This is a genomic window from Dendronalium sp. ChiSLP03b (assembly GCF_034531165.2).
GTDB lineage: Bacteria > Cyanobacteriota > Cyanobacteriia > Cyanobacteriales > Nostocaceae > Dendronalium > Dendronalium minutum.
This window is the reverse complement of sequence record NZ_JAVRBR020000074.1, coordinates 1-16462: the sequence shown is the minus strand read 5'-3', so window position 1 is coordinate 16462 and position 16462 is coordinate 1. Positions and strand designations below refer to the sequence as shown.

Genomic DNA, 16462 nt, shown 5'->3' with positions numbered 1-16462 from the left:
AATGCTGTTTTTTGTTTTCTCAGCAGCTCATGTAATTCCTCGGCTGATTCTTTTATTTTTACTTTGGTGACTCCTGCCATCAACTTCTGCTCATATTTATTCCCTAATTATCTTTATCATTTTTTTAGTGAAATGGTATTACACCTATCTGCTGTGACGGGTTGATTGGTTGATAATAAAGATTTAATTTCTGGATCTTCAGTTAATCCTTTCTGTTGTGCCACTTGCTGCAAAAATTCTTTTTCTTCAGGTTCCAGTACTCCATCAATCCAAGCAACACCAATCAGGAGTTTTAACAAGTCTCGATCATTTTTTGACGGTTTATGTAATATGTCAGCTTGAGAAATTGGTACGTCAAAATGCTCATGTGTACTGGCATCAGGACGAATATTTTTCTCTGTGGAATACAAGACTTTTGAACTGTCTGGTGTTTTGATAACAAGAAATAAGTCAGGATTGCCTTCAAATTTCTCAAATTTGCCTTTAAAATCAGCTTCAGTGTAGTTAATTTCAAAAGTGCCAGTACTATTGGTTTTAACTTGTCCTAACTTATCTGTTTTGACAATATCCTTATCAAATGCTTCGACTAGTAAGTTAGGAATTCCTAAACCGCTTTCAGCTACGTAAATTCGTCCAGTAACTTTAAATGTCATTAAATTTATCCTTTTTTAATTAATTTAAAAAAAACGCCTGGCGATTGAAAATTGTGCGCTAGTTTGCCGTTTTACCTTTGCTTATGTTTGATATATCGTTCATCTCTGCTTTTTTGGCTTTAATAGAATAAGTTATCAATTCTAAGCAAAACAAGTGTTTTACTTGATTTTGATAGATTACATCTATTTCTTCGGAGCAATAACTAAGCTTAAAATGCATCTAAGGAGACTTGAGTTTTTTCAAAATTTCAAAATTTGAATGAAGATGCAAAGACAGTTAAGACAGTTAAGACAGTTAACCAAATATTTAATAAATTCTTAATAATCGGTTTTTAGACCCTTGAGTTTTTGAGTCGTCCTGGATGCACCTTTGACCTAAGACCGTTCATGAAACAACGAAATCAGTTTCAATTTTTGCAACGACGCTGATAAAAGTTGTAAAGAAAGGCTAGGGTAGTGTTTCATCAACAGTCGCACCCTAGCAGCTATGGTAAAAGAATTAGCTATTTGCACCCGTGGACTGACTAAGCAATTTGAGCGGCACGTTGCCGTTAATGATGTTGATTTAGAAATCCAGGCGGGTGAAGTTTACGGACTGATTGGCCCGAATGGTGCGGGTAAAACAACTCTCATCCGGATGTTGGCTGCTGCTGAACAACCAACTATGGGTGAGATTTACATTAATGGCGATCGCTTACTTCGAGACAAAAGCAATCTCACCCTCAAGCGTCACCTTGGCTACTTACCCGACGATTATCCGCTGTATGAAGAGCTGACAGTCTGGGACTACCTAGATTATTTTGCGCGTCTGTATCGCTTGCGAGAACCACGTCGCACGCAACGCCTACATGAAGTTTTAGAACTAATACAACTTGGAAATAAACGCAATAGCTTGATTTCTACCCTGTCGCGAGGGATGAAGCAGCGCTTGAGTTTAGCGCGAACGATTATCCACGAACCGATTTTACTACTGTTAGATGAGCCAGTATCAGGGCTTGACCCCATTGCCAGGATGCAGTTTCGTGAAATCATCAAGGCTTTGCAAGAAGCTGGAATGACAATCTTAATTTCCTCCCACGTACTCAGTGACTTGGCGGAACTGTGTACTTCTGTGGGAATTATGGAACTTGGCTTTTTGGTTGAAAGTGCCTCACTTCAACAACTTTATCAGCGGCTTTCCCGACAGCAAATTATTTTATCAACTCTGGGAACAATAGAAGCACTTATAAGTGAATTGAAAAATCATCCTTTAGTGGAAGAGTGGCAGGTGCTACCAGGAAAAAACAGCGTGAGTGTAAATTTTTCTGGGAAACAGGAAGATAGTGCTGAGTTGTTGCGATCGCTCATCCACTCTGGTATCCCCGTGACTGATTTTCACTGCACTCAAGAAGACTTAGAAACTATTTTCCTGAAATTAGGACACAAACAAGCATCTTGATTACTCAGTAGTTTTCATTTACTATTTTTACAGATTATTTTATGATGTTCAATTTAGTAGATGAAATTGACGACTAGAATCAGCAGCTTTTTCTGAAGATAAAAAATAGCCTCAAATTTTTAAATCTCATATCTGCTGTTGTTATCTTGCTAGTCAAATAATTGCAGATAGTTACTACCCATAATTACTAACTTGAGAGTATTTAACCTATGAAACGTAACTGGCTCGATCTATTGTCAGTAAACTGGAATCCTCAGTTGTTAAGGGAACTGAAAGGTTGTCTGAAGACACAGAATATACTGTTGGCGATTGCTATCTCGTTGCTAGGCCAATTTGTACTATTCATGTATTTTCAGATTCAACTACCAGTTCGCGTAACTCCGCTGAAAGATTATGCTAATAGATACTGTACGGGAAATTCTCTACGTGGTTTGCCAAATTGCCTGATCGATGGATTTGATAATGTTATTATCAACTGGCAATTGTGGTCTTTAGATATATTTATATTGTTAAGTATTATTGGTTCTTTTACCCTTTTAGCAGGAGGAACCTATCTACTGATTAACAATTTAGCTACCGAACAGCGGCGAGATACACTCAATTTTATTCGCCTTAGCCCCCAATCACCCCAAAGTATTTTATGGGGGAAAATGCTAGGTGTTCCCATTTTGTTATACCTTGCGGGATTGCTAGCAGTTCCTTTGCATTTGTGGTCAGGGTTGAATGCTCAAATTCCCCTAATTATGCTTTTAAGTTTCTATGCGATCGCGATCGCAGCTAGTTTTTTTTACTACAGTGGAGCATTGCTCTTTGGTTTAGTTGGTTCTTGGTTGGGTGGTTTTCAAGCTTGGTTGGGAAGTGGTATTGTGTTGGGTTTTCTCATGCTAACTAAGCAAGCTTTCGCCTATGATACATCAGCTGATTTTCCATTTGCGATCTTCAGGCTGATTAACCCATATTACTTAATTCCGCATTCTGATGTTAGTTCTATCTTCCCATCGGATAACCCAAAATTTACAAACTTTCACTGGTTTACCATACCACTAGGAGCTAGTTTTTTAACTACAGTCTGCTTTGCGCTATTAATTTACTTCATAGGAACATACTTTATATGGCAATCTTTGCAGCGTTGCTACCTTGACTCTAATGCCACTATGTTGAGTAAGCAGCAGAGCTATTTATTAACTACTTGTTTTGCAGTTATTACTATAGGATGTGCCAATTGGCAATCATTAGTTGTTAGTAAAACAGCTACTAGGTATGTAATGGTGGAAAATATTGCGTGTTTAATTTTTTTGGATTTGTGGTTGTTCTTGTATTTAATTGCTGCTGTGAATCCTCATCGCCAAACACTACAAGATTGGGCACGCTACCGACAGGTTTCTTCCCACAAAGGATTAGGCGATCGCCAGCTAATTAAAGATTTAATTTGGGGCGAAAAAAGTCCGGGCATTTTAGCGATCGCCATCAACGCTATGATTGCTGTTAGCTGTTTAAGTTTGTTTGTTTTAGTATCGTGGGTCGATGTCGATGATAAAATTAATGCCCTGATTTCTTTAGCTTTCGCTGGTGGTTTAGCTGTAATCTACGCAGCTTTAGCCCAATCACTTTTGTTTATGAAAAATAAGCATCGGTTATTTTGGACTAGCGGCGGAGTTGGTGCTGCAATTGTGTTGCCAGTGCTAATTTTAGTCATCTTGTTTCACAACCCAGAACAGAACTCTTTTTTGTGGCTATTTTCAGTAGTTGCGCCGCTGATGACTTTGTACCCATCAGGAAACCATATCTCACCAATTACCCTTTTTCTAGCAATTCTTGGTCACTGGAGTATTGTAGGATTACTGGTATTCCAGCTGACGAGGAATTTAAGAAAGGCAGGGGAGTCAGCTACAAAAGCAATGCTGGCAAGTAATACTAATTCGTAATTCGTAATTCGTAATTCGTAATTCGTGAGGGAGTTGCCGTCTTGAATGCCACTTCCTCTACTTGGATAGCAACTGTGCGTTTAATGCCTTGGTAATGCGATCGCTAGAAACTTCCAAGTGGGCTAGTGTGTAAATATCAAGGTTTTCACTTAATTGTTTTAACTTGGTGTCAATGGCTTTTTGCAGTTGGCGCAATTCATACCAAGCCAGTGTCCGACCATCTTCAGGGGCATCAGTAGTACGCAACATCATCTCTAGCAAAATATTTAGATGTTCTCGTTGCAATGAACGGCGAATGCTAGAAATTGCTTGTGGTTCTTGGGTTAAAACTTCTGTCCAAATGTCTTTTTGCAGGGTGTCGAATAGTTCCGGTATAGAAAGTGCTTCACCAGGTAAGGTTTTTAATTCTATATCTTGTAAACGATTTAAGCGATCGCAGTCTAATAGCGATCGTAATACCCCTGTTTGAAATCTCAGGATGCGATCGTGAATGGGATAATCAAGGCGGTTGCCAAGTACAGGACTACCCCAGTGTTGCCACCGCGACGGTGCTAGCTGATTCAGCAATTGCGGTGAGAAACTGAAAGCATCTTCAGCAAAGACATATTCTTGCAGCTTCGCCAATGCCTGACGTTGTTTTGGCAGGGAAACTGGTACAAATGCCCAGGAAGTATCATCACTGGCATGGAGACGGCGAAACGATTGCCCACCAATATATTTAGATAGTAAAGTAGCATTACGAAAATAGTAATTTAGTACTCTATTAAATAAGACGCGCAGGTTACTATAGCTTTCTCCTGGTGATAGATAACCCTTGTCAAGGCGCTGCCACATTACGCGAGCATTATCCATTTGCCACTGGGAATAAACTAGTACATCGCTGCTCATGTCCCAGACATTTGCCAGCGGATTGATGTCCCAGATATCTTCATCAGTTGCGTATGATAATTCTGGCTGAGGCGACACCAGAGCAATTTGCTCCAAAAAACTTTTTTCTGCTTCTGGAATAATAGCTTCAAGTAGTGCCTGGGGACTTTTTTTATAACCATACTCAATTGCCCATTCATCGTATGGCCCAACAACTCCTGGAAAATAGTCACCTTGTTGTACTCCCTGTGGTGCTATGTTTGCAGGTAGATAGTCCATCACCGAACCTGCTAAACCTTTGGTGTGAGTGATTTCAATGTTATTTAATTCCTGAGGCGCTAACATGGTGCTGCCATGAAAGTTGTGGCGTAAACCGAGAGTATGTCCAACTTCATGAGCAATCAAAGAACGCAAATATTGATGCACATACTTTTTCATCGCTTCACTACTCGGTGTAGCGTTTTGCAAAAGTGACAACGCCAGTGCCCCCATAGCTGCTTGAACTGAAGACTCTGCACCATAGCAGAAGTCAGAGGAGAAAAACAGAGCAGGGGAAGCAGAGGAGGCAGGGGGAGATATCATTACTAACTCCTGCCTCTTACCTTCTACCTTCTGCCTCTTGCCTTCTGCCTTTCCTTGACATGGGTTTGTGCCTAGTGATGAATTGGCTTCCATCAGTGCGCGATATCCTTGTTGAATTAAGCGCAGCATATTAGCATCGACGATAATATCTGCGTCCAATATTTCCCCGGTGATTGGGTTGACACGCACTGGCCCTCTGGCAAAGCCTGCATCCAAAGAATTGAACCAGCGAATTGTGTTGTAACGCACATCCGCTGGCTGCCAATCAGCATTATCTGGCATTTGCCTGACTTCAATAGCATTTTGAAATCCTGCTTTTTCAAATGCTTTGTTCCACATCAAGATCCCTTCACGAATCGCGTTGCGATACTCGAAGGGCACAGCATTTTCAATCCAAAACACAATCGGCTTTTTGGGTGGAGATATGGGTGCGTTGGGGTCGGATGGTTCGAGATGCCAACGATTAATGTATCGGACAAATCGTTCTTGAGCGTTATTTTTAGAAAAATCTTGGAAAGCAGTAATAAAATATCCCACTCTATCATCAGCTAGTCTGGGAATATAACCGTTGTTTTCTGTAAGTTGAGAAAAACTGTAGTGTACTTTCAAACTGAGTGCCCGACTATCGGGTACGGTGACTAAATCTGCTCCTTCTAGTGATGAAAAACCGTAAATCGAATCAATTTCTACGTTTTCTGCAAAGCTATTAACATCACCAAAATAAGATTTGCTGGCTTCCAAGCGGTAATCAGCTTGCAAAGAGTATTTTAATAGAGGTGTTAATCCGGGAAAATCTTGCATTAGCAAGTCTTCCAGGTTAACCAAAATATTTTTACTGCGCGGATCGATACTGTCTATTTCGAGTGAATAAAGAACTGAGTCGCTAAATGAACGAGCAAGCGATCGCTGTTCTGGTGTACTTGCTTGCGTACGAAATTTAACATTACGAATAATGAAGTGCAAATTATTATTGACTCGCCGAAAGTAGAACAAGAAATCAGAAAGCGGTAATCCACTATAAATACCGCTTTCCCCAATGCCTGATTCCAATGTTACTGTGGCTAGGTAATCTTTATTTAACTGTTCAGGCTTAATTTCTAAGTAAATTTTGCCTGAATCTTCACTGCTATAAAGTGTGAATAGTCCTTCTAATTTCTCTGTACCTTTGACTATCTCGCGAAATCGTCGCCAATCTTCTTTTCTACTTTCCCAAATATTGTCAGCACTTGCTAGGTTTTCGACTACTGGAAGTATATCTAATTGCTGCACATCAATATTAGCAAGTTGATTGGCTTCTGCGTAATCATTCCCAAGCAACAAATTATACAGCAATAATATAGCAATTACTAATTTTTTTATCCAGTCTTTCATCCTTCGGCTTTCCACCTGAAGCGTTTGTTGTGTCAGGGAAAAAATGTGGATTAATGCTTTGTCTGCAAGCTTCTCGAGTACTTATAACTTACACACTCTGTAAATCCATCACAGTCAGACAATTCATTACCAGAGAAAACAATGCCACTAGCCTAAAAGTAGTGTGCCTTTTGATTGCGATTAGAACTTTGCAAGCATTATCCATTTACAAAATAAAATAAATCATATAGATATTTATGTCTTAAGATAGATGGTTTGTCAAACTAAAGATACTTGTTTTTTGAACTATATCTTGAGTTAAAAACCAAAAAATGTATTTAGGGTTACATTTGGCAGCAGGTTGGGGACTGGGGATAAGAGAACAGGTGGCAAGGGAGGCAGTGCTGGACTCACCGCACTGCGGGAGGGTTTCCAACGCCAGTCGCTCATAGGGGAAACCCCAAGTTAAGCAAGTGGCGTGAGACGCTACGCGACCGAGCGTCACTGCCGAACCCGAAGGGTAGCGACGTTAGGAGCGTCACCCGTACTGCTAAAGCAGAACCCGCAGGGTAGGGTCTTGGGGTTTCCCCAAGTAGAGCAACTGCCGTGGAGCAGGGGGAGAAATTTCAGAACGAAAAAATAAGCTTTTCTCGACTGAATTTGCAAAACCTACATTTGTAAGAGAGTAGGGAGTAGAAGATTTTTTTGAGAGATTGTTTTTTTGGTTTTCTTGTTTGCTTTATTGTTTTAGTGTTTTTCTTAAGCAAAATGCCTGTTTGCTTTCTCAAACCCTAGTTTGCTTTTTCAAACCCCAGTTTGCTTTCTCATTTCAGTAGATCGCGCATTCATTTCAGTAGATTCAGCAAACAAACCCCAGTTTTCTTTCTCAAACTCCAGTTTGCTTTCTCATTTCGGTAGATCGCGCATTCATTCTACGTTCTGCTTCGTGCCACCTGCTTTCTATTTAAGTAGTTGGACGCAATTAATCACACAAAATCTAGGTAAGAGGCAAGCGTTTCCCCCATTGCCTATTGCCTTCTTCTCAATAAATTAGTATGTAATTAATTCTGTCGGCTTACTTAATTGGCTAAAGTCGAAGTATAGCAACTTGTACTGTTAGTCAACGATGCGACAAAATAACCAAACTGCTGTTGAGTTCCGCGATGTCAGCTTTAGCCGCAACCACCGTCCTTTGGTGTCTAATCTAAATTTCTCCATTCGTCAGGGAGAAGCACTAGTATTACTCGGACGTAGTGGCAGCGGCAAAACTACGACAATGAAATTAATTAATCGCCTTTTCACGCCCACGCAAGGCGAAGTTTTATTTGATGGCACTCCCACAACCCAATGGGATGAAATTAAACTGCGGCGCAAGATTGGTTATGTAATTCAAGAAACTGGTTTATTTCCCCACTTCACTGTGGAACGCAATGTCGGTTTAGTTCCAACTTTGGAAGGCTGGAAACCGAAACAGATTAAAATGCGGGTTTATGAATTATTGCAGTTGGTAGGGTTAAATCCGGTACAATTTGCTGGGCGTTATCCTCACGAACTGTCTGGAGGGCAAAAGCAAAGGGTGGGTGTAGCTAGGGCGTTAGCAGCAGATCCGCCAATGTTGTTGATGGATGAACCATTTGGGGCACTCGATCCCATTACGCGTTTAGAAATTCAACAGGAGTTTCGGCGGTTACAGCAAGAATTAGGCAAGACAGTTGTTTTTGTTACCCACGATATTCAAGAAGCTTTTGTTTTGGCCTCAAGAATTGGTTTAATGTATGGCGGAGAATTGATAGTATTGGGGACAAAGGATGAATTTATGCGATCGCAACATCCAGAAAGCCTTGCCTTTCTCCAATGTCTGCGTTTAGTGCAAGACACATTATGAAAGATTTTTTTTTGATTAAGTATGCCCCAGAAATTTTTCAGCATACCTTAGAACACTTATTTTTAGTAGGTATCGCTATTGGAATTGCTACACTTGTAGGCATTCCATTAGGTATTTTGATTACACGCAAAACTAACCTCCGCCAACCAATTATCGGCATAGCGAATATTCTACAAACTATTCCCAGTTTGGCACTATTTGGTTTACTGATTCCTGTACCTGTCATTGGCGGTATTGGTGTTATACCAGCAATTGTTGCTTTGACTTTATATTCTTTTTTACCAATCATTCGCAACACTTACACAGGGATCGTGAATGTAGATCCAGCGATTCGGGAAGCGGGGAAAGGCATGGGAATGACAGACAGACAATTGCTGTTACAAGTAGAGATTCCTTTAGCAATGGGAGTGATTTTAGCGGGTGTCAGGGTAGCAACGGTAATTGCCATTGGAATTGCAACTATTGCAGCAGCAATTGGTGCTGGTGGCTTGGGAGTGTTTATTTTTCGCGGAATTGCAGTAGTGAATAATGAATTGATTTTAGCTGGGGCAATTCCGGCGGCGGTAATTGCATTAGTTGCTGACTTGGTAATTGGATGGTTGGAGAATAAATTAAAAATTAAAAATTAAAAATTTTGCCAGCAAGTTGCTATTTACAAGTAAATTCAAAAACACAGCAGTTTGCGATTGACTGAAGTATACAACCTAGGGGAAAAAACCAGATAGAAAGCCTGTTTTAATTTTAATAACTGACTTCTAAATTTTGCTTTAATACTTTTTTGTACAAATAAAATAATTTATGAAAAGATTATTTGTCTTGTGTTTAGTAATTTTTGTATTGGCAGTCGTAACTGCCAGTTGTAATCACAATTTAAATAATAGTAGTGGTGACATTGTTGTAGCTTCTAAGGACTTCACCGAGCAAGATATTTTAGGTGAATTTTTAGCCCAGCAAATAGAGGCAACAACTAATTTAAACGTAGCTCGTCGCCCTCGCTTGGGTGGGTCTTTTGTCTGTCATAATGCTATTATTGCTGGTAAAATTGACGCATATGTAGAATATACAGGTACAGCTTTTACTGGAATTTTAAAACAAAAAACTATTAACGATCCCAAAGCAGTTTACAAAAAGTTAAAACAAGCATACGCCCAACAATTTAATTTAGAAGTGATGCCAAGTTTGGGTTTTGAAAATACTTTTGCAATGATTATTCGAGGTGAAGATGCCAAGCGCTATAATCTTCAAAATCTTTCTCAGGCTGCTCAGTATACACCCAAGTGGCGCGGCGGTTTTGGCTACGAGTTTTTAGAACGAGAAGATGGCTTTCCAGGATTAGCTAAAACCTATGATTTACGTTTTTCTAAATCACCCCAAATTATGGACTTGGGTTTAATATATCGGGCGCTGATTCAGAAACAGGTAGATATGGTAGCTGGGAATTCCACTGATGGGCAGATTTCTCGCTTGGGATTAGTGGTATTGAAGGATGATAAGCAGTATTTTCCTCCTTATGAAGCTACGCCAATTATTAGACAAGGAATATTAAAAAAATATCCACAATTAAGCCAAGCGATCGCTCAATTATCTGGAAAGATTTCAGCAGATGAAATGCGACAATTAAACTATTTAGTTGAGGGTGAGTTGCAGGATATTAAAGAAGTTGTACGCGAGTTTCGGAAATCTAAGGGATTAGGTTTGACTCATACACAGAGGGAAAAGTAGAAATTTTCTCATCCTCATGGGTACGTCACAATTACATATCTAAATTAAATTTATACATTTGGGATGCTCTCTAATTGAATGGACACTACAACCAACGTTGTTGTTTAGCATACACAATACTACCAATCACAATTAATGCTATGATGCTGATAATAGTAGGATAAGCCCACGGTTGCTCTAATTCCGGCATATATTTAAAATTCATACCATAGAAGCCAGTAATAAAAGTAATTGGTAAGAATGTAGTCGAGAGGATAGTCAAGCGATTAATTCGTTCACTGGTTTTGCTAGCAATGTTATCGCGTTGAATTTCCATTAATTCTGACATCCAGGCTCTGAGAGCTTGATATTCTTGCCAGAGATTATCAATGTGATGAACCAATTCTTGTTTGAATAGTACCTTGACTGGCTGGGTAATCCATTGGAAATCTTCGTAATCCATCATAGCCAGTAGTGACTTAATACTTTGAAAATTACGTCGTCCGGAACGAGTAGATTGCCTCATCGTAGCAATTTTTTTGTACGTTGACTCGTCACCAGATTTTTCTAAAACTTCATCTTCTAAATCATCAAGTTGTCTAGAAATATAGTCAAATACAGTATAGTAATTATTTAAAATTTCTTTAAAAATGAGATATAACAAGTAGTCGATTCCCCATTTGGGAATATCTATAGTTCGCTTTTGAAGATTATTAGTTAGGATGTTGAATATTTTTACTTCAGTAATTTCAAAAGTGATGATAAAATTCGTTCCAACTACAATACTGCCACGCGCCACCTCAAACTCTCGATTTTTTATTTGATGAGTTAGAATTTCATAGCTATCAAATAAACAATCTTCTATATCTTCATCAATTCCTAGAGGGGAATGGTTGAAAATCATATCCACACGAGAGGGATTAAGTCCAAAATGCTGAATAATTTTGGCCGTTCCAGTGCGATCGCGGAAGCGAACACAGCGCAACCAGATATTGTCAGAACGATCGATTTTTTTCAGTACGGTATCGACATCCCAACTGGTGAATAATTCTAGGCGATCCTGAGAAAAGGTGAGGAGAATCAGCATATAGCAATCCTAATTGAGTCGTGAGAAAACACCGTGACTCATGTTGAGCGAGATTTATTTGATTACAACGACACACGAAACCCATATTTCATAGCTTGAATTAAAACGCAACTAAGCCAAAACTCATCTGACCATGTGCGATCGCTATCAAATTAATTAAGAAAGCTGATAAATACTTTTAACCTCCGTATCTTCTCACGTTTCAATTTGGATTGCCATAGCAAAATTAGTGCATAATTACTTAAAGTGCGCTTCTATCAAAAGTTACTTATGTAGTGGTTCGCGAGCGCTCCAAAATATCATATGTAACTTTTAGGAAATTTTATGAGAAACTGTACATCACTTCTGAGAAAAAATTATACGAGCAAGCGTATTGTTGCCAAATCCCAGCAGGTGGCGATCGCTGTTTTTTCCTTTGGCATTCTCTTGTACAGCCAAGTTGCATCGGCTGCTTTTACTTTACCCTTACGCAGCAAAAAGGCAATGGTGGTATCGGCCCATCCTTTAGCAAGTGAGGCGGGAATTTCAATGTTACGCAAGGGTGGTAATGCAGTTGATGCAGCCGTAGCCACAACCTTTGCAATTTCTGTGGTTGAACCTTTCTCAGCAGGAATTGGTGGCGGGGGATTTTTGCTGATGCATTCGGAAAAAATGGGCGAAATCAAAGCGCTAGACTTCCGCGAACGCGCACCTTTAAAAGCGACAAGAAATATGTATTTGGATGCACAAGGTAAGGTGCGTCCAAATGCAAGTGTAAACGGTTATTTGGCAGTGGCGACACCAGGAACTGTGGCGGGAATGTATGAAGTGCATCGTCGCTATGGGAAGTTGCCTTGGCAAGAAGTCGTGAAACCCGCGATCGCTCTGGCTGAAGATGGCTTTATTATCGGTGATGTAGCAACTTGGCGTTCTTTGCAAGCGAACCAACCGCGTAAACAAGTAATTCTCAACAATCCAGCGGCGCGGGATATTTTCACTCGCAATGGTGAATTTTACCAGCCTGGGGAAAGGCTGGTACAGCGTGATTTGGCACGAACATTACAAGCAATCGCCCAGAATCCCCAAAGTTTTTATACTGGTACAATTGCCCAGGCGATCGCTACTGATATGGCAAAAAACGGTGGTTTAATTACTCTGGCAGACTTGAAAGCTTACAAACCAATCTGGCGTACTCCCGTTTGTGGCAATTTTCGCAAAGCTAAAGTTTGCTCAATGCCGCCACCTTCATCAGGAGGTGTTCACCTATTGCAGATTTTAAACATTATTGGGGACACCGATTTGAAATCTTTGGGATGGCATCACCCCGACGCTTTACATCTAATGATAGAAGCAATGAAGATTGCTTACGCCGATCGCTCTCAATATTTAGGCGATCCAGATTTTGTCAAAGTCCCCGTACAACAATTAATTAGCCCCGCCTACGCCAAAAAACGTCGCCAAGAAATAAATATGCAAAAGGCTCAACCTGCAACTGAGGTTAAGCCTGTAACTCCAGAAATCCTCCAACGCTTTAGTGAAGTTGATACTCAAACACAGGGAAACAATATCATCCCGCTACCTTACCAGTCTCGACAACTGCACGCAACTCAGCATGAATCTCCTGAAACTAGTCACCTGACTGTTGTGGATGAGCAGCATAATGCTGTGAGTTTAACTTTCACAATTAATCTTGGCTTTGGCGCTGGTGTGGTGACACCGGGAACTGGAATTGTACTCAACAATGAGATGGATGATTTTGCTGCTGCGCCGGGAGTACCGAATGCTTTTGGTTTGGTTGGTAACGATGCCAATGCCATCGCCCCCCGCAAAACTCCTCTATCCAGCATGACTCCGACAATTATCACCGACAATAACCGCCTCCGGATGGCAGTGGGTACGCCTGGTGGTAGCACCATCATTACTCAGGTTTTGCAAGTTGTGCTGAATGTGCTGGCGTACAATATGGATGTGGGCGCAGCTGTTTCTGCCCCACGCATACATCACCAGTGGCTGCCTGATGAATTGCGTGTCGAACCTTGGGGTTTGGATGCTCTGACTTTGCAAGAACTGCGCCGTCGCGGACACAAGATTAAAGAAACTAATCCTTGGGGTAATGCTAACGCGATCGTTGTCACAGCCGATGGCAGCTTAGAAGGAGCAGCCGATCCTCGCGGGGAAGGTTCTGTCAGAGGTTTTTAAAACCTAGTGCAGTATGGCAAAAATAATTATGCAGTTAGAAAGAAGACTTTCATGTTTTAAGCTTTCTTAACTTCTGCCTTCTGCCTTCATTAGACTATTGACCAGTGAATTTTGATTCTGAGTATTGGCTACTAAACTCATTTGCTCTTGCACTAGGTACTAGTGTCCAGCCTGCTTTGAGAAGTTTTTGATAAGTTGCCCAACCTTTAGAACCACCTGGTATCTGATAATCTGGTACCGCATATTGCGGAAAAGCTGTGTAGGGCCGCCAAGGCTGATTGGGCGCGGCTTGCAAATGCAGAATTTTCTCTTCATCGTTGCCAAACTTAGATAACCAGCACATGTGTCGATGCATGGCAAACTCCTTTACTTTTAGCTTATTTTGCATAATGGCAGAATTTTGTCAATACCTGCCTCGCCCTTGTGGGATAATTTTTTAATCTTCCCAGTATGTGTCCACTTATCTACAAACCCAAATAGTACTATCACTTAAATACCTACAGTTCATCTGGACGGCTTTCCGTAAACTACAGAGATAAAAAGGCAAAAACTTACTGTCCTTCTCCTTACCATAAGGGCAAGTTTTTTCTAATATTATCTGTGGTCTTGGTTGATGTATGTATCGATTACTACTTTTTTGGGATATATGTAGGATTAAGACAGTTTGTTTAGATGACTACAATAATGTAGATACCTAAAATTGCCCACTCAAGAAGGGACGCGGGGACAAGGGGGACAAGGTAGACAATTTAGATGGGATTGTAATCTCAACAGATATATTTAGATTTAGCGCCCAAAACTTATTAAATTTTGGGCGCTTATTCTCTAACATTCAATATTTCTGTATCAAGCCTTGTTCTGTGTGTCTTAATTACGAATTACGATCACAGGGATGGAACGTAAAATTTATCGCCAACAATTTTGCGAATTTCCTCTACTAACTGAGTGTATTTAGAGTCTGACAAAACTGGTTGCGAGCCTTGTAACTTCAAAGGCTGTGCTAAATCAATCCACGATTTACAACCACCGTATTCATGGCGATAAAAAATTTCTTCCACTTGGGGTAATGTGTAAGTTCTCAGAAGCAGAATATACAGTGGCTGACGTGGTTTCCAGTTTAAGCGATCGCTAATAAAAGACTCGTTCCAAATATGAAAGGGGAGCAAGGCGCTGACAGTTGACTCGTCACTAATTGGCATAATATCGGTAATTTTCGCCCAACCACCGATGCGAACTGTTTCTGGATGCCAACCAGGAGTTACAGGGCAAACAAGATTAGCATATTCAGCCTTGAGTAAAAAAGGCTGTTGATGTTCATAAGTCGGGTAGAGCAAAACCTGCTCGTGAGCAACTTGGAAACGTCCATGTCTTTCATGAATACCGCCTTTACGCAGCAACATAATTGTTTGACCGCTTTCCAAGGCATTTACGGCAACTGCCCATTCTTTGAGAGCATGTAAGGTTGTAGTCAATGGCATCAGCATCTACTGTAATTCTGATTTAATTTCAAGCTAAGCCCGTTAAAGTATGAAACTATCCGGGAATATGAGTTAGGGAACCATTATGGAAAAGCGAACACTAGGTACATCAGACGTGCAAATCACACCTATCTTTATGGGTACTTGGCAAGCCGGTAAAAAGATGTGGGTGGGAATCGAAGATGCTGACTCGATTAAAACAATCCGAGCTGCATTTGAAGCTGGTATAACTACAGTTGATACTGCTGAAGTTTACGGTGAAGGACATTCTGAGCGCATTGTAGCCGAAGCTTTATCTGATGTGCGCGTAGACGCTCTTAGCGGCTTGTCGCCAGACATCGCGTGGAGTATGCCACGAAAGTTTTCGCCAACCATCTCAAGTACGACCAAGTGATTGCAGCTTGCGTAGGCGCAGCCCGCCGCAGGCATCGCTCTTTGCAAAACCTCAAAACGGACTATATCGACCTTTACCAAATTCATTGGCCCTCCGGGGCTTTTAATAGTGAAATAGTGCCAATTGAGGAAACTATGAGCGCTTTGACGCTGCTAAAAGAGCAAGGAAAAATCCGAGCGATTGGTGTATCCAACTTTTCCCGCACTCAATTGGCAGAAGCAGCAAAATACGGACGTATTGATAGCTTACAACCCCCTTATTCTTTATTTTGGCGGCAGGTGGACACGGATGCAAAACCTTATTGTATCGAAAACAATATTTCCATCTTGGCTTATTCATCTTTAGCACAGGGATTGCTAACTGGAAAATTTGTTCCTGGTCAGAAATTTGCTCCAGAAGATAACTGTGCTAGTAATAAGCTGTTTCAAGGTGAAAACTTTGAACGCGCTCAACAAGCTTTAGACAAATTGCGTCCGATTGCAGAGAGTCACAATTGTAGCCTGGCTCAGTTGTCATTGGCTTGGTTAATTGCTCAACCCCAAACAAATGCGTAGACGCTTGGCGGCTTGTCGTTAGACATCGCTGGTGCGCGTTATCCCGAACAAGCAATAGACAATGCTCTAGCTGCTGATGTTAAACTTTCTGCGGATGAAATTGCACAAATCGATTCTATAGGGCGCATTGTGACCGACCATCTCGATGACAGCCCAATCATGTGGAATTGGTAAGCTATCACTTCTAAAAGACAAGGGTGTGTTAACGCGACAGCGTAACGCACCCTACTGGCATGGCAAGGCTAAAATGTTGCATTAAAAATCTCTGAAAAATTGAAGTTTAGACACATAATCGAATTTTTCTATTGCACTACTTTAGCCTTGACACGCCAGTAGTGGCGTGTCAAGGCTAAAATGTTGCATTAGAATC

12 protein-coding genes and 1 pseudogene are annotated in these 16462 nt (G+C 40.8%); 7 read left to right on the top strand and 6 right to left on the bottom strand.

Annotated elements, in window-relative coordinates:
• Positions 1-116 precede the first annotated feature (116 nt).
• A complete protein-coding gene (locus RMY31_RS18880; RefSeq protein WP_322667013.1) occupies positions 117-653 on the bottom strand; it encodes a hypothetical protein in 537 nt (178 codons plus the stop codon).
• 487 nt (positions 654-1140) lie between these two features.
• Here RMY31_RS18880 and RMY31_RS18875 point away from each other — a divergent pair, with 487 nt between their 5' ends.
• Entirely contained in the window at positions 1141-2091 is a 951-nt protein-coding gene (locus RMY31_RS18875) for an ABC transporter ATP-binding protein (protein ID WP_322667011.1), read from the top strand.
• 209 nt (positions 2092-2300) lie between these two features.
• On the top strand, positions 2301-4016 hold the full coding sequence (locus tag RMY31_RS18870; RefSeq protein ID WP_322667009.1) for a hypothetical protein: 1716 nt from the start codon (positions 2301-2303) through the stop codon (positions 4014-4016).
• 57 nt (positions 4017-4073) lie between these two features.
• On the opposite strand, the gene RMY31_RS18865 is transcribed toward RMY31_RS18870, so the two are convergent.
• Both RMY31_RS18865 and RMY31_RS18860 read right to left on the bottom strand, forming a co-directional pair.
• Positions 4074-6836: a zinc-dependent metalloprotease gene (locus tag RMY31_RS18865; RefSeq protein WP_322667008.1), complete on the bottom strand. Its 2763-nt coding sequence runs from the start codon at positions 6834-6836 to the stop codon at positions 4074-4076.
• Between the two features lie 297 nt (positions 6837-7133).
• Positions 7134-7265, bottom strand: coding sequence for a hypothetical protein (locus tag RMY31_RS18860; protein WP_322667006.1), 132 nt, complete (start codon positions 7263-7265; stop codon positions 7134-7136).
• Between the two features lie 676 nt (positions 7266-7941).
• Between RMY31_RS18860 and RMY31_RS18855 the strand changes: the two genes are divergently transcribed.
• The 3 genes from RMY31_RS18855 to RMY31_RS18845 all read left to right on the top strand — a co-directional run bounded on the left by RMY31_RS18855 (position 7942) and on the right by RMY31_RS18845 (position 10422).
• Entirely contained in the window at positions 7942-8700 is a 759-nt protein-coding gene (locus tag RMY31_RS18855) for an ATP-binding cassette domain-containing protein (protein WP_322667004.1), read from the top strand.
• Positions 8697-9329 (top strand): ABC transporter permease, encoded by a 633-nt coding sequence (locus RMY31_RS18850; protein WP_322667002.1) that lies wholly within the window; start codon positions 8697-8699, stop codon positions 9327-9329. The genes RMY31_RS18855 and RMY31_RS18850 overlap by 4 nt, the downstream gene beginning before the upstream one ends.
• A gap of 169 nt (positions 9330-9498) precedes the next feature.
• Positions 9499-10422, top strand: a complete 924-nt coding sequence (locus RMY31_RS18845; RefSeq protein WP_322667000.1) for a glycine betaine ABC transporter substrate-binding protein — start codon at positions 9499-9501, stop codon at positions 10420-10422.
• A gap of 85 nt (positions 10423-10507) precedes the next feature.
• On the opposite strand, the gene RMY31_RS18840 is transcribed toward RMY31_RS18845, so the two are convergent.
• A complete protein-coding gene (locus RMY31_RS18840; protein WP_322666998.1) occupies positions 10508-11488 on the bottom strand; it encodes a magnesium transporter CorA family protein in 981 nt (326 codons plus the stop codon).
• A gap of 324 nt (positions 11489-11812) precedes the next feature.
• On the opposite strand from RMY31_RS18840, the gene ggt reads away from it, so the two are divergent.
• Positions 11813-13666, top strand: coding sequence for a gamma-glutamyltransferase (gene ggt, locus RMY31_RS18835; RefSeq protein WP_322666997.1), 1854 nt, complete (start codon positions 11813-11815; stop codon positions 13664-13666).
• A 94-nt stretch (positions 13667-13760) separates the two neighbouring features.
• Here ggt and RMY31_RS18830 read toward each other — a convergent pair whose 3' ends face one another.
• Positions 13761-14021: a hypothetical protein gene (locus RMY31_RS18830; protein ID WP_322667014.1), complete on the bottom strand. Its 261-nt coding sequence runs from the start codon at positions 14019-14021 to the stop codon at positions 13761-13763.
• A 529-nt stretch (positions 14022-14550) separates the two neighbouring features.
• Positions 14551-15150: a DUF1802 family protein gene (locus tag RMY31_RS18825; RefSeq protein ID WP_322666995.1), complete on the bottom strand. Its 600-nt coding sequence runs from the start codon at positions 15148-15150 to the stop codon at positions 14551-14553.
• Positions 15151-15229: 79 nt separating this feature from the next.
• On the opposite strand from RMY31_RS18825, the pseudogene RMY31_RS18820 reads away from it, so the two are divergent.
• A pseudogene (locus RMY31_RS18820) lies at positions 15230-16266 on the top strand (aldo/keto reductase).
• The last annotated feature ends 196 nt before the right edge of the window (positions 16267-16462 follow it).